Source organism: Micromonospora sp. NPDC049101, assembly GCF_040648675.1.
In the GTDB taxonomy this organism is placed as follows: Bacteria; Actinomycetota; Actinomycetes; order Mycobacteriales; family Micromonosporaceae; genus Micromonospora.
Genome location: NZ_JBEZED010000003.1, coordinates 98,030 through 122,590, shown reverse-complemented (window position 1 = coordinate 122,590; position 24,561 = coordinate 98,030). Strand labels below are relative to the sequence as shown.

Here is a 24,561-nt window from a genome sequence, read left to right as displayed (position 1 = left end):
CCGCGGTGCCCGGCTCGGGGTGGACCTGTCAGTCGCCGACGGCCCGGTCACCCGGACCCCGGCGGCGCCCACCCTCAATCTATTGACGGGAGACGATCTAATCAAGCGTCACCCGTCCGGGTGGGTGCCGGCCGGCTGACAGTTATTTCGGTGGACCGGCCGGTCCCGGCCGTGCCAGCGTTGCCGGAAGACGGATCCGGGCCACCATCGGTCCGGCGCCACGACGGGCACGAACGACCGACGGGAGCACGGCGATGCGAGGGCTCGAAATCTTCCCGCCCATCCGGACGCGAGCTTTCGAGGACCCGTCAGCCCATGCAGACCGTCAACCTTGGCATCGTCGCCCACGTCGACGCCGGTAAGACCAGCCTGACCGAACGCCTGCTGCACGCCACCGGCGCCATCGACCGGCTGGGCAGCGTCGACGCGGGCACCACCCAGACCGACACCGGCGAGATCGAACGCCGTCGGGGCATCACCATCCGCAGCGCCGTGGCCGCGTTCGGGCTGGGCGACCGCCAGGTCAACCTGCTCGACACCCCCGGGCACAGCGACTTCGTGGCCGAGGTCGAGCGCGCCCTCGGGGTGCTCGACGCGGCGATCCTGGTGCTGTCGGCCGTCGAGGGGGTGCAACCGCACAGCCGGCGGATCATGCGGATCCTCCGGTCGCTCCGGCTACCCACGCTGATCTTCGTCAACAAGATCGACCGGGCCGGCGCCCGCCCCGAGGAGCTGGTCGGGGACGTGCGCCGCCTGCTCACCCCGGCCGTCGCCCCGCTGGGCACGGTCCACGCGCCCGGCACCCCCGAGGCCGCCTTCCGCCGTGACGATCCACGGTACGACCACCGCAGCGTCCACCGTCTCGCCGAGACCCTCGCCGAGCACGACGACGAGCTGCTGGCCGACCTGGTGGACGACCTGCCGCCCGACCCGGATCGGATCGACGAGGTGCTTCGGGCGCAGGTCGCGGCCGGGCAGGTCCACCCGCTGCTGTTCGGCTCGGCGCTGTCCGGAGCCGGCGTACCGGAGCTGCTGGACGCCATCGCGGCCCTGCTCCCGGCGTCGCCTCCGGCGGAGTCCGAGCCGCGGGCCCGGGTCTTCGCCATCGAACGCGACCCCGCCGGGGAACGGGTGGCGTACCTGCGGTCGTACGGCGGGCAGCTCCGGGCCCGCCAGCGGGTCGTCGCGTACCGCCGGGAGCCGGACGGGCGGACCACCACGACCCGCGCCCGGATCACCCGGCTCGACGTGATCGGCGCGGCCACCCACCACGCCCAGACCGGGCGGGACGATCCGCCGGCCGCGCTGACCGCCGGGCACATCGCGCGGGTGGCCGGCCTGACCGGGGTACGCCTCGGCGACCAGCTCGGCAGCCCGGCCGGCCTCGACGGGCGGTCGCACTTCCCGGCGCCGACCCTGGAGGCGGTGGTCCGACCCCGCGACCCGGCCCGGACGCTGGCGCTGCACGCCGCGCTGCTGGACATCGCGGACACCGACCCGTTCATCCGGACCCGGGTGGCCCCGGACGGCGGCACGAGCGTGCTGCTCTACGGCGAGGTGCAGCGCGAGGTGCTGGCCGCCACGCTGGCCGAGACGTACGGGATCGAGGCCGAGTTCGGGCCGGGCCGGCTCATGCACGTCGAGCGGCCCACCGGCACCGGCACGGCGGTGGAGATCATCGGGCACGGCTTCCTCGGCACGGTCGGGTTCCGGGTCGAGCCCGACTCCGGGGTGCGCTACCGGCTGGAGGTCGAACTTGGCTCGCTGCCGCTGTCGTTCCACAAGGCCATCGAGGAGGCCACCCGGGCCGCTCTCGACCAGGGTCGGCACGGTTGGCCGGTCACCGACATCCGGGTCACCCTCACGCACAGCGGCTACTGGTCGCCGATCACCACGGCCGGGCACTTCCGCGATCTGGCGCCGTACGTCCTCATGCGCGCGCTCGCCGAGGCCGGCACCCGGGTCTTCGAGCCGTGTCGCCGGTTCGAGGCGGAGGTGCCGGCCGACCGGCTCGGTGCGGTCGCGGCGTACCTGGGGCGGCTCGGAGCCCGGATCGACGGCACCGACGAGATCGCGGCCGGCTGGCGGATCGGCGGGGTGCTGCCGGCGCGGCTCGAACCGGAGGCGCAGCGGCGGTTACCGGACCTGTCCAGCGGCGAGGGGCTGTGGTCGTCGACGCCCGGCGGGGACAGCCCGGTGTCCGGTGACCCGCCGTGCCGGCCGCGCACCGACGGCAACCCGTTCGACCGGGTGGAGTATCTGCGCTTCCTCGCCCAGCCACGCAACCGGTCCTGAAGCCGGGCTCGACCGCCACCTAGGATGGGGCGACCGAGCACGCCGACGGTGGGGGGTGCGTTCTGATGCGCTCGACGACGATCCTGCTGGAGCGCCTCCTCGAAGCCGGAATGCGCGAGGTCGTCACGGTGCAGCCGGTGGCCGGCGGGGTCGCGGCGCTCGCGGGCATGGTCACCCGCCGGGACGCGCCGCCGGTGTTCGTCAAGGCGTTCGCCGACGAGCCGGACGACGGGGTCTTCCTCGCGGAGGCCGAAGGGCTGGCCGCCCTGCGCGAGCTCGGCGGCGTGGCGACACCCGAGGTGATCCTGGCCGACCGTCGACTGCTCGTGTTGTCGGTGTTGCACGAGCGGCCGCACAGCGAGAGTTTCTGGGAGCGACTCGCACACCTCCTGGCCGACATGCACCTGGGCACGACCCATCCTCGCTTCGGATGGCACCGCGACAACTGGCTGGGCCGTCGCCGCCAGGTCAACACCTGGCAGGACGACGGCCACGCGTTCTTCGCCGAGCACCGGCTGCTCCGGTGGCTCGGGGAGCCCCGCGTGCAGGCGGCACTCGACGCCGGAGACCGGGCGGCACTGGAACGACTGTGTCACCGGCTGCCCGACCTGCTGCCGGTCCGGCCCGCGTGCCTGACACACGGCGACCTGTGGGTCCAGAACGTGCTGGCCACCCCGGACGGGCAACCCGCGCTGATCGACCCGGCGGTGTCGTACATGTGGGCCGAGGTCGACCTCGCCCACCTGTGGTCGACCTCGCCCCCGCCCGAGGCGCGCCGGTTCTTCGAGGTCTACGCGGACCGGACCTCGCTCGACGGCGACTGGCGGGCCCGCATGCCGATCGTCCAGTTGCGACAACACCTCGCCGTGCTGGCCCAGTTCGACGACGACTGGGGTGCGGCTGACCAGATCCGTGCCGTGCTCGCCCCGTTCCGGCCGCGTTCCTGACCTCTGGTGGCCAGGGATGGGGGTGGGCGACGGGTGCCGGAGGTGTCGCCGCGCAGGGCCAGGGCCGTGCTCGTCGCGCTCTCCCTCGCCGCGTTCGCGTTCATCACGACCGAGTTGCTGCCCGTCGGTCTGCTGACCCACATCGCACCCGATCTCGACAGGTCCCGTTCCCAGGTGGGTCTGCTGGTCAGCGGATACGCCGTCGTGGTCGTGCTGGCCTCCGTGCCGCTGGCCCGGCTGACCCGGCGGATCCCCCGACGTCACCTGCTCGGCGGCACGATGCTCCTGTTCGCCGCCGCGAACGGCACCGCCGCGCTCGCGCCGACGTACACCGTGTTGGCCGGCTCCCGACTCGCCACCGCCCTCGCGCAGGCCCTGTTCTGGTCCGTCGCCACGGCGGCCGTGACCGGTCCCTTTCCGGTGGCGGTACGCGGCCGGGTGGTGGCGCTGTTCGCCACCGGGGCGACGCTGGCCCCGGTGCTCGGCGTACCCCTCGGCACCTGGCTCGGGCAGCACGCCGGTTGGCGGGCGGCGTTCGCGGCGCTGGCCGGGGTCGGTCTGGCCGTCGCCGCCGCGGTGCTCGTCTTCCTGCCCTCCTATCCCCCGGCCGCTGGTGGCGCCGCCCGGGGCACCGCACCGGACGGGCGACGCTTCATCCTGTTGCTTGTCGCGACCGCCCTCGGCATCGGCGGTTTCCTGACCCTGCAGACCTACGTGGCACCGTTCCTGCTGGATGTCAGCGGCTTCGCCGACGCGTTGCTCGCGCCGTTGCTGTTCGCCGCCGGTGCCGCCGGGGTGGTCGGCACCCTGGCTGCGGCGCGGACCCTGGACACCCGGCCGATCGCCTCCCTGCTGACGCCGCTGGGCATCGGCACGGCCGCGCTGTTCGGCCTGTACGCGTTCGGCGCGCTCCGGCCCGGCGCGGTCGCGCTCCTGGCCGGGATCGGCCTCGCCTACGCGGCGTTCGGCTCCGCCGTGCAGAACCGGATGCTGCACCTGGCCCCGGGCAGCACCGACATCGCGTCGGCCGGCGTCAGCACCGCCTTCAACGCCGGCATCGCGGGCGGTTCACTGCTCGGCGGTGCCCTCCTGCCCACCTCGGGGGCACGCACGTTGGCCCTCGCCGGTGGGCTGCTGACGCTGGCCGCGCTCCTGCTGCTCGCCGTGGACGCGCGGCGGGGCTCAGCAACACACCGCACGCGTTCCCGCGAAGCGGGTGAGGCATCTCGACTGCCGGCCACCGCGCCGGCCGCCGGCGGGGCTGCCGGCGGCCGGTCTGCGGGATCAGGGCCCGACGGGGACGCTCGTCGCGGTCCCGTCGGCGTCGGTGACCCGGACGTCGGTGGCGCTGGCAGGTAGGAGTGCCGCGTTGCGGCCGGCGTCCTGCCACTGCCCGTCGCCGATCCGGTAGCTCAGCGCCGACCCCTCAGCGGCGACGAAGATGCCCTGGTCGTCGGGCAGTCGTAGCCGTACCGGCAGGGGTGCCAGCCAGTCCGTGGTCATGCTGGCCACCGCTTCGAAGGGAAGGTTCCTGCCGGCGAGCAAGGCGATGACGCAGGAGGGGTGGTCGTCGTACTGGATGCTCTCCACGAGGAGCCGGCGACCGTCCGGGGTTGCCCCGTAGACCGACAGCCGGGGGGACCCGTTGTGCGTGTGCGAGCCCACCGGGTCGATGTAGTCCGCGATGGCCTCGGCGGGCGCGCTCACGTCTTCGGCAGCCGGGTCGCTGCCCCACACCTGCTCGGCGCCGGGCAACGTGTGGCGGAAGAGCGGTGCCGCCGGCCGGTCCTTCCCGTCGGGAAAGAGGACGAGCGACGTGTTGCTGATGTGGAGTGCGTTCCTCCGGTCGACTGGTGTCCGGGCGAGCGCGACGGTGAGCTTCGTGCGCTGTGGGGGCACCGACAGCACCGCCGCGCCGTCGCGGAACGCCACCGGCGTGAACGTCCGCTCGACCTTGCCATCGGGCCGGAAGCGCAACTCCGGGGAGAACTCCACAGCTTGTCCGAAGTCGAGGACGAGGAGCACGTCGCGCTGGGATCCGAGCAGTGTGGCCTGCTCGAGGCCGTCCGTCCCCGAGTCGCCGACCTGCGTCAGGGTACCGACGCGCGGCCCGTCGGCGGTGGGTTCGACGAACCCCACGGTCGTGGGGCGCAGGGTGCCGTCGGCGACGTAGGCGGCCGGCCCCGCAGGTGTCCTGCCGGCCCAGACGACGTGCGGCGGGCCGCTCGTCGGCTCTCCGATCTGCTTCAGATGACGATCCCATGTCGTGCGGACCTGCCGCAGGTAGCCTTCGTCGGCGGCCAGGTCACCGCGCGTGGGCTCGTCGAAGAGCGGTGCGGCGACCTGGGCGTCTCCCGCGTCGCCGGCCAGCCGAAGTCCGCCAGCCACCGGGAGGGCCACCACGGCCACGCACACGGCCGCCAACACCGCCCGGCGGCGCACCACTCGGCGCCGCCCGCCCCGGCGCACCGCGCCGAGCAGACCCGCCGGGGCGACCAGGTCATCCGTCGCGCGCTGCAGGATCTCGCGCACCTCACTGTCGTTCATCGTCATCGCGCACTCCCGGTTTCCGTGATGGGCATGGCGAGACTCGAATCCGCCAGCACCTCCCGCAGCCGCGCCAACCCACGCGAGGCGTGACTCTTCACCGCACCCTCGGAGCAGGCCATCGCCGCCGCGACGTCGGCGACCGGCAGATCCTCCAGGTAACGGAGCACGACCACGGCCCGCTGCCGGGCCGGCAACGCCCGCAGCGCCCCGACGACCAGCTCGCGAACCGCGACGGCGTCGGCATGGTCCCGGGCGACCCCGTCGTGGTCACCCAACGCCCGCTCCGGACGCCGGGCACGCCAACGCCACCGGTTGATCGACCGGTTGACCAGCGCACGTCGCGCGTACGCCTCGGGGCTGCTCTGCACCCGACGCCAGCGCACGTACACCTGCTCCAGCACCTCCTGAAGCAGGTCCTCCGCCGCGTGCCGGTCCCCGGTCAGCAGGAAGGCAACCCGCAACAACACCACCGATCGGGTACGCACGAAGTCGTCGAACTCCGCCCCACGCGAATCACTCATCCGCCCTCCCGAGCCTCGTCAACCTGCAAGACACCGGATCGGCTCGCACGGTTTACCGGTCGGCGCGACTTTGCTCGGCGAACCCCTGCCGTCGGCGGACGCCCCAAGCCCTACGGGCAGCGCAAGGCCGCCGGTGGCAGCCGCGCGGACCTGCGGCCGGCCACGGGTTTCGCCGGCCGTCGCTTTCGGGTAGCGGATGGTTCATGAACCGTAATCTCGTCAAGGCCTTGCAGGTTGCCTGGGGGCTGCCGGAGTTCCGCAGCGCGTTGCGCCACCTCATCGACCTCGACGAGGTGGCGGTGCTGCTGGCCACGCTGTCCGCCGCCGATCACGACCGCGAGGTGGAGCGCAGCCTGTTGAGCCTGCTGCGGTCCGCCCTGGACACGATCGAGATCCGGGAAGCCGTGTTGCTGCTGCTGGAGCAGGACGAGGTACGCCGGCCACTCGTCGCGGCGGCGCTGGAGCCACTTGCGGACAAGCCGGGTCAGGTCGCCGCCTTCGCCTCCGCGGCCGAGGACCCCGCGGTCCGGCGTGAGCTGCGGGCGGTGCTGGACAACGCCAGGGTGCGCGAGCTGATCTGGCAGGCTGTCGACAACCAGGCGAGCGACAACCGCTTCGGCCTGATCCGTCAGGTGGCGGTGCTGTTCGTCAGGCACCCGAGCGTCCGACGCCTCGCCTGGGCCGTGCGCCGGCACGGCGTGCTGCGCGAACTACGCCGGAAACCCTGATCCGCGTCCACCCGCGATCGTGGTTGCCTCCTCATCGTGGGACGCCGAAGTGGTGGGTGAGCGAGGCGCGCAGCGTACCGGCATCCCCAGCGGACCAGGCGACGAAGCAGTCGGGGCGTACGAGCATCGCGGTCGCGGTCGTGCCCTCCAGTGGGCCGGTGACCACGTCGACCCGGTCTCGCCACGGCGCGGCGACCTCGGCGTACACGCCCGTGGAGTCCAGCAGCAGCGGCCGGGCGGCGCGGGTCAGCTCGGCGAGGCGGATCGGGCCGTGGTCGCGGTGCACGATCACGTCGGGGGCGAAGCGGCCGGCCAACGGGTCGGCGGGGTCGGCCCGATAGCGGATGTCCGCGCCGGACATCAGCGCCGCGATGTGCCCGGTCACCTCCGGCTTGCGCAGCAGCTCGGCAAAGAGCTCCCGCAGGCCGGTGATCTCGTCGCCGGGGCCGATGAGCGCCGACTGTGCCTGGGTGGACATGACGACCCGTTCGGCGACGGGGCGACGCTCGGTCTCGTACGTGTCGAGCAGGCCCTGCGGTGCCCAGCCGCGTACCGTGGCGGCGAGCTTCCACCCCAGGTTGACCGCGTCCTGGAGGCCAAGGTTGAGCCCGGGGCCGCCGATCGCGGGGTGCACGTGCGCGGCGTCGCCGACCAGCAGCACCCGGCCGGCGCGGTAGCGGGCGGCGATGCGGGTGTTGCGGCCGGTCAGCCGCCGCAGCAGGCCGGGGCCGTCCGGCGCGTCGAGGGGGGCGTCGGCGCCGAGCACCCGGGCGACGCTGGCGCGTAGCTCCGCCAGGTCCATCGGGGTCTCGTCGTTTGTGGGCGTGTCGGGCCACTCCGTCGTGCTGAGGATCGCCGGGCGGCCGGGGAACGGGGCCCAGGCGATCAGGCCGCGGGCGGTGCGGGTGTGCTGGAACGGCGGGACGACCCCGTAGCCGGGAACCCGCAGACCGCCGGTCTCGGGATCGAGAGCTGACGCGGGGACGGTCACGGTGGCGGTGCGGGATATCGACCGGTCGACGGTGGCGCCGGGGAACTCGATGCCGGCGACGCGGCGCACCGCGCTGCGACCACCGTCGGCGCCGACGAGGAAGCGGGAGGTGAGCTGCGTACCGTCGGCGAGGTGAACCTCGACCGCGTCGGGGCGTTGGCGGAGGTCGACGACCTCGTGGCCGCGGCGCAGGTCGACGCCGAGCTCGGCGGCCCGGGCGGCGAGGGCGGCCTCGAGCTGGGCCTGCGGCACGCCGAGCACGTAGTGCGGGTTCTCCGTGAGCATCGTGAGATCCAGCGGGAACGCGCCGAAGACGAAGGCTGGTTGGGGGGTCGGCGGGGTGCTCGTGCCGCTGAGCCGCGCGTACAGGCCGCGGCGGTCGAGCAGGCGGACGACCTGGCCGACGAGGCCGTTGGCGCGGGGCTCGCCGGTGGGCGCGGCGTGGCGTTCGAGGACGACGGGGTGGACGCCGGCGAGGGCCAACTCACAGGCGAGCATGAGGCCGTTGGGTCCGGCGCCAACGATCAGGACATCGATCATTATCGTGATCCGTTCTGGGCGTGCGTCATCGCCACGGCGGGCGCGGCGCGCGGCCGGCCCGCCGCGGGTGTGCCGCGACTGGAGAGGTAAGTGAGGTCGTGTCGGGGCTCAGCGGGGCGGTGCCGGGAGGCCGGCGGCGACCTGGGTGAAAGCGTCGGTGATGAGGCGCTCGATCGGGGCGGGCGGGTCGGCGCTGTCGAGATAGTGCTGCATGGCGACGGCGACGGCCGCGCTGGCGGCGGCGGCGACGAGCCGCGGATACATGTCGGTGGCGAGGTCGGTGCCGGTGCGCTCGGCGACCGCGGCGGCCAACTCGGCCTCGGCGATCGCGACGGCGCGCAGCCGCTCGCCCTGCAACGCGGGCTCGGCGAGCATGGTGCGGACGCCGGCTGCCCACTGGTCGTGTGGCGGGGACGGCATCGCCTCGACCTCGGGGCCGCGCGTGAACTGCTCCAGCGCGGCCTGGGTCAGCGCCGCCCAGAGCGGCTCGTCGGCGGGGCGTTCGCGCAGCGCGGCGGCGGTGCGCCGGCTGCGGTCGAGATGGCGCGAGGCGATGGCCTCGGCCTTACTGGAGAAGTAGTTGTTGAAGGTGCGCGGGGACACCCCGGCCGCCTCGGCGATGTCCTCGACGCGGACGTTGTCGAAGCCGCGCTCCACGGTGAGGTGGATCGCCGCCCAGCCGAGCGCCGCCCGCGTCTCGGCCTTCTTGCGCTCCCGTAGCCCCGTCATGCCACCACGGTAGCACTATTTGCGTGGCGCGCAAATATGCGCGCCACGCAAATAGCTAGCCAATCGTTCCTGGCGGTCAACTAGTAGGTGAAGCTCCAGAGGAAGTAGAAGCCGGGGGCGTTGGGGCCGTACTGGCGGTACTCGCAGTAGTACCAGCTCCACAGGCCAGTCCGGACGCCCTCGCTGCCGTAGCTGTTGCAGAACTGGCCGTCGGAGTAGACATTGCGCAGCGTGCCGCCCTGCGGGTCCGCCGCAGCCGGAGTGGCGCCGATCCCCACCAGCCCACCCAGTGCGAGCGTCGCGCCCACCACCAGGGTCGCCCATCTGCGTCCGCGCATGACGTCTCCTCCCACAACCGTCCCCGGCGCACCGACGCTCCCCATCGAGCCAGGACCGGGACATCGAAGTTCGTAAACGTAAGGCTTGCATGGGCGTGCGTGAAGCGATTCCCGACAACGGGCGGCGCTGTCGCGATGATCCGCCAGCGTGATCTCCGTCGAACGGGCATCCGCCCTGGCCACGGGTGCCCGCGGCGGTCCGGGCGCGCCCGGCCGCACCGCGGGCACCCGTGGCCAGGAACGGACGAGGCTCAGCCGACGAGGTCGAGGCCGGTCAGCTCGGCCGACAGCGCCCACAGGCGGGCTGCCGCGCCGCTGTCGGTGGGGCTGCCGTCGGTGCGGTGGCAGTCCACGCAGTAGTCGCCGCCGTACGCCTCAAGCTGGGGAGACGTGGCAGCCCAGACCTGGGTCGCCGCGCCCTGCTCGACGGTCTTGAACAGGCCCGGCGCGGGAGTCCCGTCCGCGTCGATCCAGCCGGCGGCGACCATCTCCTCGACGGCGAGGTGTCGTTGCAGAGGCGTGCGGACATAGCCGGGATTGACCGAGAACGCGCGGACGCGGCACGGCTCGCCGAGCAGGTCGAGATGGCGGGCGAACAGGATGTTCGCGAGCTTGGACTGGGTGTAGGCCTCCCACTTGTCGTAGCCGCGCTCGAACTGCACGTCGTCCCACCGGATCCGCCACGACGGGTCGCGCCCGGAGGCGACCGAGACGACCCGAGCAGCGCCGGAGGCGGTGAGCGCCGGCCACAGCAGGTTCGTCAACGCGTAGTGGCCGAGGTGGTTGATCGCGAACTGCGCCTCCCAGCCGGGCCCTACCCGTGTCTGCGGGCAGGCCATGACCCCGGCACCCGCGATCAGGATGTCGAGGGCGGGATGGCTGCGGAGGAACCGTTCGGCGAACGCACGGACGGAGGCGAGGTCGGCGAGGTCGAGGTGACCGATCTCGACGTCGGCCGCGCCAGCGAGCGCCTGCTGCGCCGCGTCCGGCCTGCGCGCTGGAACGACGACCCGAGCCCCGGCTTGCGCGAGCGCACGGGTCGTGGCGAGACCGAGGCCGGAGTAGCCGCCCGTGACGACGGCGGTCCTACCGCTGAGGTCCATTCCGGCGAGGACGTCTGCGGTCGTGCTGTGGGCGCCGAACATGGTGTGGGTCGTGTCGCTGGTCATGCCACGGACGCTAGGTGCTAGACCGAGGTCTAGGTCAACGAGCTGCGCGGTCCACGGGCTACCGTCGACGCCATGACGGACGGGGGTCTGAGCATCGGACAGGTGGCGCGGCTTACCGGGTTGAGCGTGCACACGCTCCGGCTCTACGAGCGTGCCGGCCTGTTCGCCAGCGACGTGCGGCGGGACACCTCCGGCAGGCGCGTCTACAGCGCCTGGGACGTGGAGTGGGTGGCAAACTGCGTGAAGTTCCGGGCCTCCGGGATGCCACTCGCGACGATCAGCCGCCTGGCCCAGCTCGTCCGCGAGGGCACCGGCAACGAGGCGCAACGGCTCGAACTGCTCCGCGAACACCAACGCCACATCACCGAGCAGCTCGCACGTCTGACCGACTGCCTCGATCTCGTCAACGGCAAGGTGTCCAGCTACGAACAGCACCTCGCCGACGGCGCTCGCGGCGATCCCTGGCAACAACAATCCCGGCCCGCAGCGCAGGCCAAGCGGTGAATCAGTAGTGGCGCAGGCCCTCCCACAGGGACATCTCGCAGACGGCATCGGTGCGCTCGTGGTCGACGTCCCACACCCGTACTTCGGTCGATTGGACTGTCACCACATGTCGGTCGTCGGGCCAACCCACCACATCCGCGTGTTCGACGTGGTCGGTGAGGTCGGCTCGCCGCTGTCCGTCCCTCGCCCACACCAGCACTTGGGACTTGTGTGCTGAGGCCAGCGCCATGCCGCCCGGCGCCCACCGCAGATCCGCGTCGTAGATGTACAACACGCCGAGGACCTGCTCAAGCTCCCGGGTGTCCGCGTTCCAGATCCGGACCGTGTAGTCGTTCAACTCGAACCAGGCAAGGCTGTCGCCGTTCGGCGCCCAATGCGGATCACTCACATCGCCGGTGGTGCCGGACACCTCCGTCATGGTGCGGTCGCCGATCTCGTACACCTGCAGGTTAGGCGACTTGTCAGCGTAAGCGGACTGGTAGGTCGCGGTCACCAGCCGGGTCCCGGCGGTGTTCCATTCCATTGCGGAGAAGTTCTTGGTGTGCTGGTACCGGTAGGCCTCGTGCAGCCGCGGACCGTCGAGGTCCCAGACCAAGAGCGTGGATCCGCCGCTCACGGCCAGGCGGCGGGCTCGCGGTGACCAGGCAACCGTCTTGATGCGAGAGTCGCCGAGCGCGCGGACCACCCGGTGGAGCAGTGCACCGGTGTCCGCCTGCCACACCCGGACCGTCCCGACGCCGTCTCCGGTGGCGACCAGATCGCTGTCGGCCGACCAGGAAATCTCGTCGAGACGGCCCTGGTGGCCAGGTATCGGCGGACCGGGCTCCAGCCGATCCGCATCCCAGATCCGCAGCTCACCACTGCTGTGACCGGTCGCGAGCCGCTGTCCGTCCGGAGACCACACGACGGTCCAGACCGGGGCATCACGACGGGCGGGGAAGTCACGCGCCGCGATGAGCCCGCCGGTGGTGACGTCCCACAGCCGCACGCTGCTCGTCACATTCTCGCCCTGACCGTGGGTCGTCGCCAGCCGCGTGCCGTCCGGGGACAATGCCGCGTCGTTGACCATTCGTGACCAGCGGGTGAGGCCATCGGTCAGGCTCCAGCCGAGCGGAGCCAGCAGTAGCACGAGGACGCTGCCAATCACCAACCGCCGCTGCCATCGCCGAGCGGGTGGCAGCAGGGCCAGCGAGTCTCGCGGATGATGTTTGAGCTCTTCCTCGAACTGGTCGATCAGAAGCTCGATGTCGTCGGGCAGGTCGACTCCCGGCCGTAAGCGTGCGCCCTGCCGGTAGGGCAGGGCGGCCAGGCTCTCCGGTAGATCATCTGGCCGGGGCCGCTCCGCGCCGTCGATGAGCACCGGTACGACGGTGCGCTGAGGCTCCAGCGCCGTCTCGATCTCCAGACAAACGTAATCATTGGGCTGGTCCAACCGCCGCCGACCGGCGTTGTCGCAAGCCCCCAGCCACGACGGCCCGATCATGACGAGGACCACGTTGCAGCGCCGCACCACGCGGGGCAGTTCGGTCCGGTAGTCGCGGCCGGGTACGAGTGAGTGCGCGTCGAGGAAGACCTGGTGCGGGCCGTATCGCTCGACCAGCGCGTCGTAGACCGCCCGAGTCACCTGTCCGGAGTCACTGCGCCGGTAGCTCAGGAACACCCGCGGGCGCTGACGAAATTGGGTCAGGTCACCGAGCCACATCGACGCGGCGTTCGCGAGGAGACCGGCACCGAGGCCCAGGACAGCACCGACCGTCCCCTCGCCGCTGCCGACGAGCCCGAACAACAGGCCGAGCCCGGTCAGGCTCAGCACGTTCCAGGCGAGTGCGCCGCCGGGCCGCAACCGGCCCCGCAACCAGGTTATCTGCACCACGACTGACAGGCCCGCCCCGATGAGCACGGCGGCCAGCATGCCCATGCGGTCGCTGCCGTTCATCCCCGCGAAGAAGAACAGCCACAATCCGACGGCGTAGGGCGGCAACAGAATCAGCACTCGGGTCTTGGTGGTTACTTCGATGGTTCACTCCCTACCGTTGGGATGTGCGGTGCTTCGGGAGAACGGGAGTGGCTGAGGGAGCTGACGTCAAAATATCGACCACGACGAGTGGTCCCCAAAATACTGTCGGTATGGCGACATCTCGATGGGCTTTCCGCTGCTCTCCTTGGGCTCGACGACAAGGGCCGGATCCGGTGTCGACACGTCGATACCGAACAACCTGCCGTACCGGTTGTGGAGGCAGAATCTCGGGGTGAGTGACCGCGAAGAAGTGTTGAAGGGCAACGTGACGACCGGCGTCGTGCGCATCGGCGACACTGTTCGCCGGCCCGTCGGGCCGTGGACGGAGACTGTCGACCTGCTGCTCGACCATCTGCACGCCGTCGGGTTCACCGCGTGCCCTCGTCCGATGGGCCGGGACGAGCAGGGCAGGCAGGTGCTGGAGTACGTCCCTGGCGAGATGGGTGCGGCGTCCGGCACCTACCCCGCCACGGAGCTGCGCTCGATTGGGCAACTGCTGGCGCACCTGCATGAGGCGCTGGCCAGCTTCGTACCGCCGGCCGGCGCAAACTGGAACCAGGTCATCCCGCCCGACCGGGAAGAGATGATCTGCCACAACGACGTAGCGCCTTGGAACCTGGTCAGGTCGGATCGGGGCTGGGTGCTGATCGACTGGGACGGGGCCGCGCCAGGCTCTCGACTGTGGGACCTCGCGTACGCCGCCCAGAGCATGGCCGGCCTGCGCGCGGACCGGACGGTTCCGCAGTCCGCGGCACGGCTGCGGGCGTTCGTGGACGGCTACGGTCTCGATGACGCTTCCCGTCCGGCGCTGGCCGACCTGTTGGGCCGCCGTGCCAGAGCCATGTACGACCTGCTGCGTGAGGGCGCCCGCCAACAGCGTCAGCCCTGGGCCAGGATCTGGACCGAGGACGGTGCCTACTGGCTGGCGACCGCCGACTACCTCGACGCGCACCGTTACGCATGGCGTGCGGGGCTGGAGTGATCAGGGCGGGGACCGGGCCGGTCGGCACCGTCCATGCGACCGACGGTCCGCCGAATCCAGAAGTCACCTGCCGGGAGCGCGCAACGTTTGTCGATGACAATCTGCGCTGTATCGGGGCGTCATCGCCGGATCTGGCCCGTGGGGCTGACGCAGATCGTCGAACCAGGGAAGGATTCGGTCGTGGAGCCCGCAGCACCGCGCAGTCCGCGGCAACGTAAGCAGGACACGCTCGCCCGCCTCGACCACGATGTGGACGCGTGGGTCGCCTCAGCGGACCGGGAGGGCAACCCCTATCTGGTGCCGCTGTCCTTTCTCTGGGACGGCGCCACCTTCATCCTGGCCACCGGCGAGTCCAGCCCGACCGCGCGCAACCTGCGATCCTCCGGCCAGGTGCGGATGTCGGTCGGCCCGACCCGTGACGTGGTGCTCGTCGAAGGCACCGTCGAGACGTTCTCCCGCGAAACCGTGCCGGGCGATCTGGCCGACGCATTCGCCGCGAAACTCTGGGACGCGCGGGTCGGCACCACCCGTTACGCGTACTTTCGGGTGACACCGCGCCGGATACAGGCGTGGCGGGAGGAGAACGAGCTCACCGGTCGTGACCTGATGCGTGCTGGTCGCTGGCTCGTCTGACGGCCGGGGCACCGGTCAGGAGAGCAGGTGCCAAGGTGCGACAGGGCTATTCCGGCTGAGTCGACGGCTGCTCGCCGCGTCGGGCGGACCGGACCGGGGCGGTGCGGGGTCGGCCGACCCGAAACACCGCGAGCGGAAGGCCGGCGACCCGCTCGGCGAGCCGACCGGCGGTCGCCGGGCAGTCGATGAGCTGGCTGAGCGGGTGGACCGCCAGGCCGTGCCGGGCGAGAGCCAGCCAGGTACGCAGCAGACGTCGGCCCGCGCTGATCCGGTCTTCGCCATCGGCGGCGAGGAGGACCAGGACGCTGCCGTCGTAACGCAACAGGCCGCGGCCGCTGGCGGCCAGCAGCGCCGGCAGGCCCAGTCGGCGGGTGACCGGGTACGCGCGCAGCACGGCGGACAGGACGCGTGCTTCGGGCCGGGACAGGCTGAGCGCCCGGTCGGTGAGGCCGTCGAGGTGATATCGAGGATGGCGTGGGCTCAGGCGCAGCCAGTCCCGCAACTCGACCGCGACGGCAGGCGTGCCGAACATCCACCGGTCGGCGACGGCCAGGTCCGCTACGAGATCCCGGGTCGGGACGGGTGCGACGCCCGGCTCGAGATCGGCGAGGACGGTGTCGTCGACGTACCCGGGTGCGTATGGACCACGGGCGACCCGGCGGGCCTCGATGTCGGCGATCGTGAACGGAGTCGCGTACCGATGTGCCGCGGGGACCAGTCGTGGACCGGGCGCCACGGTGACGGTGAGACCGAGTTCGGCGGAGACGATGAGGCAGGTCTCGACGAACGCGCCGATGCCGAGGGCCAGGTCACGCCCGGTTGGGTCGGAGTCGGGCAGGCGGCCTGCCGGATCGACGGCGATGGTGATCTCGTCGGTGTGGTACTCCGGTCGCCACGGCTGCGTGTTGTGTGCGCTCGGTGCCCGCCGGCAGATCGCCTCGGCGGCCCGCACCTGCTCGACCCAGCTCACCCCGCGGCCCCTCGCTCGTAGAAGGTGTACCCGTGCAGTGGCCGCCCACCCGCGCGCCGGTACTGGGCGGCCGAGGCGGCGTTCGTCCGCTCGACGAAGGTGCTGCGCAGCGTCCGGTAGCCGTTGCGGGCGAGGTTGCGGTGCAACTCCCGGGACAGCAGCGTCAGGTATCCGTTGCCCTGCTCGTCGGGCACGGTTCCCTTGATGATGAGGACGGCGTCCCGTCGGTACCGGCCACGGGTGGCGAGAAGCCGGAGCTGATTGAGTACGCCGAGCCGGCCGCCGACGCGCATGAGGTATTCGGAGATGTCCGGCACGGTGACGACGAACGCGACGGGTCGACCGGCCTTCTCCAACCAGAGGAGCAGCGCCTCGTCGAGCAGGAACGCCAGGCCGTCGGTCTGCTCCGCCAGCTGCTCGGCGGAGATGTCGGTGTAGTAGCCCAACTGGGCGAAGCTCTCGTTGAGCATCCGGCGCAGGATCGGCAGTTGGCTGCGCAGGTGCCGCCGGGAGCCGTGCCGGATGACGAGTTGTTCGCTGCCGATCCGGGCATCGTCGAAGGCGAATCCATGGTCGGCGTCGACGGTCGGCGCCGCACCCGTGGTCGTACCGTCGAGGTCGACAAGCCAGGTGTCGGCCTCGAAACGTCGGTGGAAGCCGTGCCGTTCGTACATGGCCGGGTAGTAGGCGGGGTTCCACGCCGAGTCCACGAAGCCACGGTCGGCGAAGCCGGAGGTGATCACCCCGCCGGTCTGGTTGGGCAGCAGGGCCACCGGCCCGAACAGCTGTCGACCGCCGGCCCGGGCCTCCACCGCGTCCATGATGGTGGCGAAGACGTCGTCGTCGTTGACGAACTCGGTGTGCCCGAACAGCTGTCGGGGGCCGACCTTGGCGTCGAAGGGCGCGCTGCGGTGCATGCTGGTGCGACCCACGACCTCGCCGCGTCGGTCGCGGACCACGAACAGCTCGGCGGCGCCGCGGTGGGCCGCGATGACCGAGGACACCAGGGGTACGTAGCGGTCGGTCGGGTGGAGCCGGAGCGGGAAGTCGACGAATGCCCGCAGGTCGGCCCGCGACCGCACGGGATCCAGTCTCATGCGCGGTGCACCGGCGGGCCGGACGTCTCGCGGGAGAGCGGGGTGAAGGTCGGGATGTGTGCCATGTCGTCGGACTCGGCGCGCCAGATGCCGTTGCTGTAGCCCTCGGGTTCGGCGTTGTAGAGGCGGATGTAGCCGCCCGTCGCGTTCTTGGTGCCGTGATCTGTCACCCAGCACATGAGGTCGCGGTGATGGCGGCTGCGGGCGAACGTCAGGAGCGCGTCACGGTCGCTGAAGAAGGCGATGGTGCCGAGCGTGAACGGGAACTGGTAATAGACGGTGTGCCACCGGTACCCGTCCATCCGTCTCATCTGCCGGACCATCCGGAACCAGGTCCGGGTGAGCGTGAGGATCGAGCGCGGCCCACGGTAGCGGGTGGCGCCGACGAACATGGCTGTCGCCTGGCCCACCGCGGGTGCGGCGGAGAAGTCGGTGGTCCTCATGCCGGCACGCCCCTCACCAGGTAGACGTTCTTGATTTTCGATGCCGCGTCGGCGAACGGGCCGGTGCCGTACTCGTGAACCTCCACCCGCAGGTCCGCCGCGGACGGGTCCTCGGCGAGGGACTCGGCGAAGTCCCGGCTGACCTCGGCCAGGTGGCGCAACACCCCCGCGCGGCAGGTGTCGGTGAGGGTTCGCCGCTGCGCCGGGTCGAGCGTCAGGCCCTCGCGCAGTTGCAGGTTGACGACCGGACGGCTCTCCAGGTCGGCCTGCTCGGTCACCGCAAGGCAGAAGCTCTGCAGTAGGTGCGCCTGGGGATTGCCGGCATAGAGGCCGTACTCGACGTCCTGCGGGTAGATGTTGGCGCCCATGTACGAGATCGTGCTGTCCTTGCGGCCGTACAGGAACAGCAGTGGTAGACGCATCCGGTCGACCTGCCAGGCACGGTCCGCGGCGGCCCGCGCCGCGGGGTCGGTGATCGCGGCCAGGACATCCGGGTACGAGATCAGCCGGCCCTCGTCGCCGATGTTGTAGCGGACCCGGGGATTGAGCACCGCCGTGGAGTTGATCGTGCAGAGCACCTCCTGGTCCGGGGTGGTCTCCAGGTACGTCTCCAGCGGGTTGTACTGGAAGATCATCGGCAGCCGGTGCTCGTCCGCGCCGAGCAGTGCGGTCCGCAGCGCGGCGTCGGTACGCAGTCGTCGGCGGACCCAGACGCTGAAGTCACTCTCCCCGGCGATGCCGATGGTGAGGTCGCTGGCCCCGTAGCCGGAGCGCACCTTGACGAAGCGCTCCTCCAGGTAGTCGCGCAGTGCCTCGGTCATCCCCTCACCGCCGACAAGTCCGCTGATGCGGTACTCGGCCCAGGGGAAGTCCTCGGCGTCGAGCTTGTCGCGAAGGTGTTTGAGGAACGGCGGGTAGGCGGTGACGATGTAGTCGAAGCCGGGGCCGAAGTACGACAGGGTGTCGACGATCTTGCGCAGGTCGGGCCCCGTGTTCTTGACCATCGCGATCGCCGACATGGCGATGCCGGTGTTGGTCCCGGTGGCCCAGGCGCCCATCGAGTACGCGTTGATGACGAACCGCCGCTTCGACGGGAACACCATCGTCGCGTAGCCGGCCAGGTTCTTGTGCACCGAGCGCAGCTCGCGGCGGCTGCGGATCCAGTTGAACGGCTGGCCGGACGAGCCCGACGACTCGTCGACCACGCTGCCGGCGATCTCGAGCTCGCCGTGCCAACAACGCTGCGCCTCCGGGTACGCCTGCACGTACGACCGCTTGTCCGTGGGCGGGTACGACGACAGGTCGAACCAGCGGAAGCGCCAGTGGTGGCGGCGGAGGAAGTCGCCGTACGCGGGGACGTCGATCGCGGCGAACTGGCAGGTCATCCAGGCGTGCAGCCGGGCGAAGCGCCCCAGGTAGGGACGGTACTGACGGGCCGTGAGCCGCCACACCGCCGGATGGATCCGGTAGAGGGTGTAGAGCCAGGTCAGGGCGAAGCTCGCGGTCCGCAGGGTCCACCGACGCAGGAATGTCACCACGCGGCAACACTATTGGCCGGTCGAAACGGCCACCTGAGGGCGGGTACTCAGTTGTCCTGAGTATCCGAACGAGGCGTGTACCTGCCGACCCCGCACCGCCGGCGGTCAGTGGAGCTGTCGTCGAATCCAGACAAGCGTCGCGTCGGCGATCTCGCGCCAGCCGCTGTCGACCGGCATCGAGTGCCCCCGATCGGGGTACGCCTGGTAGTCGGTGACCGCCGACGAGGCGAGGTATCGCCTGACCGTGGCCTGGACGACTGCCGCGGGTGCACTGCGGTCTCTGCCGCCGGCCACCACGAACAGCGGCCCCCGATCGGGGTTGGCAGCGTCGATCGTGGCCGGTGAGCGTCGGGAGAGGTTCGCGGACACCAATTCGAAGACCGGTCTGCCCGGTGACGGGATGGCCCACTGCCGGTACAGCTGGTCCGATTCGGTGGTGGTGAGGGCGTTGCCGTGGCTGTAGCGGAACTGCCGTGCGGTCAGCGACAGCGCCCGGCGCCGGTTGGCCGGGTTGCGCAGCAGGGGCCAGCCGACCGGAATGCTCGACGGCGCGAGGTTGGCCACACCTCTGATCGGTGGAGGTTGCAGCGCCACCGCTGCCGCCGCGAGGCCCTGGTCGAGGAGTCGCTGCGCGACCAGGGCGCCGGTCGAGTGGCCGATGACGACCGGCCGCCTGCCGAGCGCACGGATGATCTGTGCGTAGTGCGTGACGACGTCGTCGATGCCGATGCCGGCGACCCGGTCGGGCTCCTGGCGCGCCAGTGCGACAGTGCTCGGCTCACCCGGCCAGCCCGGATTCACCGGGTCATGGCCCGCCGCCCGGAACAGCTCGACCCAACTGGTCCACGACGCGGCGTGCAGGAACATGCCATGGACGAACACGACTGCGGTGCCTGCCGCCGCCATCTGTCCCCTCCCGAGGGCATCGGTACGGGTCGCCGCGAACGTCGACCACCGGGGCAACGGTAGAACCCACGCGGCGGGTTGTACTCCCTCGACGGAGGGAGTACATCTGCCCGACGGCGGCGTGCGTCCGGCGGCGGGTCAGGGCGACCAGCGTACGCCCGGGTTCACCCGCCCGGACCAGTCGAAGACGGCCATGTTGTCCCACTGGTTGCCGGTGCCGTTGATGTTGGCCGGGTCCCAGCCGTTGCCTCGAACCGCGTACCACGTCGGTTCCCAGTAGAAGACACCGACGGCGCCCGCGTTGCGGGCCGTGTTCTGGACCCAGTCGAACTCCTGGGCCTGCCCGGACCAGGTCGCGCTGATGCCGTCACATGTCGCGTCGCCGATGGCGTTCGGCTCGCTGTCCGCGTTGTCGCGGGTGAAGGGGTACGCGGTCTCCGCGATCACGACCGGCTTGCCGTAGCGACCGCGCAGGTCGACGATGTTGTTGTAGAGGTTCGACAGGGTGCCGTGCCACACGCAGTAGTACGACAGCCCGGTGATGTCCCACTGCACGCCCTGGGCGCGGATGCCGTCGTAGAACCATCGGGCGTTGGCGTTGCTGTCGCCGTTGGCGGTGTGGATCATCACCGGGATGCCGCCGCCGCACGCCTTTGTCGCGTTGTAGCCCTGCTTCAGCAGGCTGGCCAGCGGGGCGAAGTCGTTGTTGACGACCCTGCCCTCGTTCCACAGCATCCCGACGTTGATCTCGTTGCCGATCTGCACGCTGTCCGGCGGGGTGCCCTGCCCCCGGAGGCTGGCGCAGACGTCGTAGGTGAAGCCGTACACGTCGGCACCCAGTTGGCTCAGGCTGTGGCCGGCCCAGGCGGCCGGCTTGTACTGCTTGCCGGGGTCGGCCCAGGTGTCGGAGTAGTGGAAGTCGATGAGCACCCGGAGGCCCTTCGCCCTGACCGCCCTCGCCTGGCCCAACACCCTGTTCTTGTTGTTGTAGCCGCTGATCGGGTTGTTCCAGACGCGCAGTCGGACGTAGTTGACGCCGACGGACTTCAGGATGTCCAGTGGGTCGCGGGCGACGCCGCCGGCGTCGTAGTACCTGGCACCCAGGTCCAGGCTGCGCTGCAACGAGGAGACGTCGGCACCCCGCATGCTCAGCGTGTTCGCGGCGGAGGCGGGCGCGGACGTGCCGCCGAGCGTGGCGCAGACGACGAGGATGCCGGCCGTGAGGGCCCCGGTCAGGGCCCTGCGGTGGCGCGAATACCTGCGCACGAGACTCCTTCTCGGGCCTTTCAGCCGACGGCGCAGGGGGCGCCGTTCAGTGCGAAGCCGATCGGCGGCAGGTCGCTGGCGGCCCACCGCCCCTGTATGCCGAAGCTCGCGGAGCCGCCTGGCGCGAGGACGCGGTTCCAGTCGACGTTACGGGCGGTCACGGCGGCGCCGGTCTGGCCGACCGTGGCGTTCCACGCCGCGGTGACCTGCTGGTCTCCGGGGAAGCTGAAGGTGACGATCCAGCCGTCGACAGGTGCCGTCCCGGTGTTCTGGATCGTCAGCGTGGCCACGAAGCCGCTCTGCCACTCGGACTGGTTGCGGTAGGTCACCCGGCAGGTCGACGGCGGCGGTGGCGTCGGGGTGGACGTCGTGGGCACGGTGACCGTGTTGGACGCGATCGACACGTTGCCCACCGCGTCCCGGGCCCGCACGTAGTACAGGTTGCGCAGCGGCGTCGACGGGGGCAGCGACGTCGTGTACGTCGTCCCCGGCACGGTGGCGACAAGTGTCGAGCTGAACCAGCCGTCGAACCGGTAGACGTTGTACCCGAGCACGCCGACGTTGTCCGTCGACGGCGACCAGGACAGCGCGGCGGTCGAGCCGGTCACCTCGCCGACTGTCAGATTCTGCGGGGCGCTCGGCGGGGTGGTGTCCGGGCCGGTGTCCGTCACCGGGGTGACCACGGTCAGCGTGTCCGTCGATGGGGAGCGGTGGCCGAGGCTGTCCCGGGCGGCCACCCGGAACGAGTACTGCCGGCCCGACCCGATGTAGCTGGTGATCGTGGTGGTGGTGACGGCCCCGACGCTGGCGCTGTAGACGACGTCGTCGAACGCCTGGTAGTACGTGATGTCGTAGCCGGTCACGGCGCAGCAGCCGGGTCTGGCGGCCGTCCAGGTGAGGGTGACCGACCCGGTCCGTACCTCGCTGGCGGTCAGGTTCGTGGGCGCACTCGGCGGGAAGGGCGAGGTGTTCGGCGTGCTGGGCGCCGTCGTCGGTGCCGGCGGCGCGGTGCTGGTGGGCTCCGCGGCGGACCGCGCGGCCCCACCGGGCGCCGGGGCAACCCCCGGGTACGCGGCGGGCGCCGCGGTGCCGGCGTCGGCCGCCGGTGCGGCGCTCAGAGCGGCTCCGAGCACCGCCGTCGCCAGCACGACGGCGGCCAGCGGGCCCGGCCGCGGACGGCGGATCAACGAGGACGAACGGACACCTGTCATACCCCCGACGATGCCGCAACGGATCGATGATCGCCAACGTGTCTCACGCCTCGGCCAGCGCGGCACCGCCGCTGCCACGCGTCACGGACCGACCGGTTCACCCCCACCCGCCGGGACTTCTTACCGAATCATGACGTGCCCGTCGACAGTTGACCGTTGACCACGCGCCGGCCCGTACCGACTGGAGACAGCCGTTTCCGGCGATGAGGAGATTCCGATGAACCGTGGAAAGAGCGGGAAGCCACTGGCACAGACCCGGCCGGCCAGGCTCGCCCTGGCCGCGCTCGTGCTGGCCGCCAGCGGTGCGCTCACCGCCACCTTCGTCTCCGGTGGTGGCAAGGACACCGCGGATGCCGCCACCAACCTGGACCAGTTCGTGGCAATCGAGAAAGTGCCGGCGAACGTGCAGAACCCGAGGCCGGCCGCCGGTGCGTCGACCGGCCGGTTCACCGTCGACTGCGGCACGAACGGCAACGGCAAGTTCAGCCCGGACAATCCGGTGGCCCAGCCCGGCATCCGCAACGGCGCCGAACACGTCCACGACTTCGTCGGCAACCTGGCCATCACCGCGAACTCCTCCAACGCCGATCTGGACGCCTCTGGCACCACCTGCCGTAACGGCGACAAGTCGTCCTACTTCTGGCCGGTGGTGCGCATCGACAAGACCGTCCGCAGCGGCAAGCAGATCCGGCAGGCCCTCGCCCAGACCCAGCCGATGGTCGTCTGCCCCTCGGTCGGCAAACGGCTGCGGGCCGTCCCCACCGGGGCCCGCGGCACCGTCGACCGCCTGTTGGCGGAACTGGATCGCCAGCAGGCCGCCGCGAACCAGCGGATGACCGCCACCCGGGGCCGCATCGACGCCGCGTTCAACCGGGAGGTCATCGACTCGCTGCGCGCCGGCCGCGCCGACATGCTCAAGGAGATCAGCACCACGATCACCGCCGCCGGCGGCAACCAGCCCGGCCTGGTCTCGCTTGTCGAGTGTGACGTCAGCTACGACGACATGCACGCCCGGATGCCCGACAGCGCCCACCGCGCAAGCGCCACGGCGGCCCAGGCCGCGAATCCGCGGATTCAGTGCCCCAGCGTGCGGGACAGGTTGCCGGGTGTACCCGATCGGGCCCTCGTCGAGGTGAACCGCAACCTCGACGACCTCGACCGGCAGATCTCCGAGGCCAACGAACGTCTCGTCAGCAGTCGCGGCCAGGGCGGCCCGGCCTTCGTCGACAACGCCATCCTCGGACCGCTGCGCGCCAAGCGGGTCGCCGCGCTCGACCGGATCGCCACCGCGATCGGGCGGCAGGCCACCCGCCCGCAGGGTCTCGACGCGCTCGCCGCGTGCAGGCTGGACCAGGCCCCCAGCACTCCGCCGGCACCGAGCAGCGCGCCCAGCACCGCCACCGCGCTCCCCGACCCGCAGGGACCCAACTTCGAACTGCCCGGCAACACCGGCGGCATCGTCCGCCCGGCGCAGGTGCTGATCGAGTACCGCGGCAACCCGGTCAGCAAGGTGGTGGCGATGCCGAAGTTCCTCCGGGCCCTCACCGGCGACGCCAAGCCCACCAGCCGCGGGCCGGCCAACGCCCGTGCCACCTGGACCTGCTCGGGCTTCACCGACCGCCTCTCCGACAAGTACCCGATCTGCCCCGCCGGCAGCCAGGTGCAGCGCGTACACGACTTCCCCGGCTGCTGGGACGGCAGCAACATCGACAGCGACAACCACCGCAAGCACGTCGCGTTCGCCGACAAGGCCACCGGCGCCTGCCCGCAGGGCTTCCAGGCGATCCCACAGCTGCGGATCACCGTGGGGTACGACATCGCCCGCAAGGTGCAGGTCAAAGGCCAGTACGCCCTCGACTCCTTCCCCGAGGAGAACCACAACCCCTTCTCCGACCACAACGACTTCGTCAACGTCAACTCCGCCCAGACCATGCAACGCATCGTCACCTGCATCAACAAGGGCAAGAACTGCTCCTGACGCCTCGGAGTCTCCTCCCGAGAGGGGCCGCACCCAGAGGAGTCCGGCATCGTCCCGGCCTTCAACTTCTACAACCACACATCCCGGAACGCCGAGATCAGCTGGTCCTACACGTACCTCTCGGGGCGCAGATGTCCGGCGTACTGTGCTCTCGCCCCGGCACAGGAGGGGACCTGTATGTGCCCATGTTCGCGACGAAGGTGAGCTG

The 24,561-nt window shown here is 71.1% G+C and carries 22 protein-coding genes; 8 read left to right on the top strand and 14 right to left on the bottom strand.

The features are described 5' to 3' along the window. Nucleotides 1-315: 315 nt before the first annotated feature. The 3 genes from AB0B57_RS04815 to AB0B57_RS04805 all read left to right on the top strand — a co-directional run bounded on the left by AB0B57_RS04815 (nucleotide 316) and on the right by AB0B57_RS04805 (nucleotide 4,601). A complete protein-coding gene (locus AB0B57_RS04815) occupies nucleotides 316-2,295 on the top strand; it encodes a GTP-binding protein (RefSeq protein ID WP_357065146.1) in 1,980 nt (659 codons plus the stop codon). 65 nt (nucleotides 2,296-2,360) lie between these two features. Further along, nucleotides 2,361-3,242 (top strand): fructosamine kinase family protein, encoded by an 882-nt coding sequence (locus tag AB0B57_RS04810; RefSeq protein WP_357065144.1) that lies wholly within the window; start codon nucleotides 2,361-2,363, stop codon nucleotides 3,240-3,242. Between the two features lie 42 nt (nucleotides 3,243-3,284). Further along, nucleotides 3,285-4,601, top strand: coding sequence for an MFS transporter (locus AB0B57_RS04805; protein ID WP_357065142.1), 1,317 nt, complete (start codon nucleotides 3,285-3,287; stop codon nucleotides 4,599-4,601). Here the strand turns inward: AB0B57_RS04805 and AB0B57_RS04800 are convergent. Both AB0B57_RS04800 and AB0B57_RS04795 read right to left on the bottom strand, forming a co-directional pair. Beyond that, the gene (locus tag AB0B57_RS04800) at nucleotides 4,527-5,795 is read right to left on the bottom strand and encodes a hypothetical protein (RefSeq protein ID WP_357065141.1); all 1,269 of its coding nucleotides are present in this window, start codon (nucleotides 5,793-5,795) and stop codon (nucleotides 4,527-4,529) included. The two genes, AB0B57_RS04805 and AB0B57_RS04800, sit on opposite strands and share 75 nt — an antisense overlap. Next, on the bottom strand, nucleotides 5,792-6,313 hold the full coding sequence (locus AB0B57_RS04795; RefSeq protein WP_357065139.1) for a SigE family RNA polymerase sigma factor: 522 nt from the start codon (nucleotides 6,311-6,313) through the stop codon (nucleotides 5,792-5,794). Before AB0B57_RS04795 ends, AB0B57_RS04800 begins: the two co-directional genes overlap by 4 nt. A 203-nt stretch (nucleotides 6,314-6,516) precedes the next feature. Here AB0B57_RS04795 and AB0B57_RS04790 point away from each other — a divergent pair, with 203 nt between their 5' ends. Next, complete coding sequence (locus AB0B57_RS04790) at nucleotides 6,517-7,041, top strand: hypothetical protein (protein ID WP_357065137.1); 525 nt, start codon at nucleotides 6,517-6,519, stop codon at nucleotides 7,039-7,041. 31 nt (nucleotides 7,042-7,072) lie between these two features. Here the strand turns inward: AB0B57_RS04790 and AB0B57_RS04785 are convergent, their stop codons facing one another. From AB0B57_RS04785 to AB0B57_RS04770, 4 genes are all read right to left on the bottom strand, one after another. Further along, on the bottom strand, nucleotides 7,073-8,572 hold the full coding sequence (locus AB0B57_RS04785; protein ID WP_357065136.1) for an FAD-dependent monooxygenase: 1,500 nt from the start codon (nucleotides 8,570-8,572) through the stop codon (nucleotides 7,073-7,075). 108 nt (nucleotides 8,573-8,680) lie between these two features. After that, nucleotides 8,681-9,301: a TetR family transcriptional regulator gene (locus AB0B57_RS04780; protein ID WP_357065134.1), complete on the bottom strand. Its 621-nt coding sequence runs from the start codon at nucleotides 9,299-9,301 to the stop codon at nucleotides 8,681-8,683. Nucleotides 9,302-9,381: 80 nt separating this feature from the next. Next, nucleotides 9,382-9,639: a hypothetical protein gene (locus tag AB0B57_RS04775; RefSeq protein ID WP_357065133.1), complete on the bottom strand. Its 258-nt coding sequence runs from the start codon at nucleotides 9,637-9,639 to the stop codon at nucleotides 9,382-9,384. 251 nt (nucleotides 9,640-9,890) lie between these two features. After that, complete coding sequence (locus AB0B57_RS04770; RefSeq protein WP_357065131.1) at nucleotides 9,891-10,808, bottom strand: oxidoreductase; 918 nt, start codon at nucleotides 10,806-10,808, stop codon at nucleotides 9,891-9,893. 72 nt (nucleotides 10,809-10,880) lie between these two features. Between AB0B57_RS04770 and AB0B57_RS04765 the strand changes: the two genes are divergently transcribed. After that, the gene (locus AB0B57_RS04765; RefSeq protein ID WP_357065129.1) at nucleotides 10,881-11,312 is read left to right on the top strand and encodes a MerR family transcriptional regulator; all 432 of its coding nucleotides are present in this window, start codon (nucleotides 10,881-10,883) and stop codon (nucleotides 11,310-11,312) included. 1 nt (nucleotide 11,313) lies between these two features. Here AB0B57_RS04765 and AB0B57_RS04760 read toward each other — a convergent pair whose 3' ends face one another. Continuing rightward, on the bottom strand, nucleotides 11,314-13,014 hold the full coding sequence (locus AB0B57_RS04760) for a TIR domain-containing protein (protein WP_357065127.1): 1,701 nt from the start codon (nucleotides 13,012-13,014) through the stop codon (nucleotides 11,314-11,316). 547 nt (nucleotides 13,015-13,561) lie between these two features. Between AB0B57_RS04760 and AB0B57_RS04755 the strand changes: the two genes are divergently transcribed. After that, nucleotides 13,562-14,311 carry a phosphotransferase gene (locus AB0B57_RS04755; protein WP_357065126.1) on the top strand — a complete coding sequence of 250 codons (750 nt, stop codon included), beginning with the start codon at nucleotides 13,562-13,564 and terminating at the stop codon, nucleotides 14,309-14,311. A gap of 180 nt (nucleotides 14,312-14,491) precedes the next feature. Next, on the top strand, nucleotides 14,492-14,944 hold the full coding sequence (locus AB0B57_RS04750) for a pyridoxamine 5'-phosphate oxidase family protein (protein WP_357065124.1): 453 nt from the start codon (nucleotides 14,492-14,494) through the stop codon (nucleotides 14,942-14,944). A gap of 46 nt (nucleotides 14,945-14,990) precedes the next feature. On the opposite strand, the gene AB0B57_RS04745 is transcribed toward AB0B57_RS04750, so the two are convergent. From AB0B57_RS04745 to AB0B57_RS04715, 7 genes are all read right to left on the bottom strand, one after another. Beyond that, nucleotides 14,991-15,914 (bottom strand): hypothetical protein, encoded by a 924-nt coding sequence (locus tag AB0B57_RS04745; protein ID WP_357065122.1) that lies wholly within the window; start codon nucleotides 15,912-15,914, stop codon nucleotides 14,991-14,993. Continuing rightward, the gene (locus AB0B57_RS04740; protein ID WP_357065120.1) at nucleotides 15,911-17,011 is read right to left on the bottom strand and encodes a hypothetical protein; all 1,101 of its coding nucleotides are present in this window, start codon (nucleotides 17,009-17,011) and stop codon (nucleotides 15,911-15,913) included. Before AB0B57_RS04740 ends, AB0B57_RS04745 begins: the two co-directional genes overlap by 4 nt. Beyond that, complete coding sequence (locus AB0B57_RS04735; protein ID WP_357065119.1) at nucleotides 17,008-17,454, bottom strand: DUF4188 domain-containing protein; 447 nt, start codon at nucleotides 17,452-17,454, stop codon at nucleotides 17,008-17,010. The genes AB0B57_RS04740 and AB0B57_RS04735 overlap by 4 nt, the downstream gene beginning before the upstream one ends. After that, entirely contained in the window at nucleotides 17,451-18,992 is a 1,542-nt protein-coding gene (locus AB0B57_RS04730) for a phenylacetate--CoA ligase family protein (protein ID WP_357065118.1), read from the bottom strand. The genes AB0B57_RS04735 and AB0B57_RS04730 overlap by 4 nt, the downstream gene beginning before the upstream one ends. A gap of 105 nt (nucleotides 18,993-19,097) precedes the next feature. Further along, nucleotides 19,098-19,898 carry an alpha/beta fold hydrolase gene (locus tag AB0B57_RS04725; RefSeq protein ID WP_357065116.1) on the bottom strand — a complete coding sequence of 267 codons (801 nt, stop codon included), beginning with the start codon at nucleotides 19,896-19,898 and terminating at the stop codon, nucleotides 19,098-19,100. Nucleotides 19,899-20,036: 138 nt separating this feature from the next. Next, nucleotides 20,037-21,110, bottom strand: a complete 1,074-nt coding sequence (locus AB0B57_RS04720) for a glycosyl hydrolase 53 family protein (RefSeq protein ID WP_357065578.1) — start codon at nucleotides 21,108-21,110, stop codon at nucleotides 20,037-20,039. 74 nt (nucleotides 21,111-21,184) lie between these two features. Then, nucleotides 21,185-22,375 carry a cellulose binding domain-containing protein gene (locus AB0B57_RS04715; protein ID WP_357065114.1) on the bottom strand — a complete coding sequence of 397 codons (1,191 nt, stop codon included), beginning with the start codon at nucleotides 22,373-22,375 and terminating at the stop codon, nucleotides 21,185-21,187. 217 nt (nucleotides 22,376-22,592) lie between these two features. Between AB0B57_RS04715 and AB0B57_RS04710 the strand changes: the two genes are divergently transcribed. Then, on the top strand, nucleotides 22,593-24,353 hold the full coding sequence (locus AB0B57_RS04710; RefSeq protein WP_357065112.1) for a DUF1996 domain-containing protein: 1,761 nt from the start codon (nucleotides 22,593-22,595) through the stop codon (nucleotides 24,351-24,353). Nucleotides 24,354-24,561: the final 208 nt, after the last annotated feature.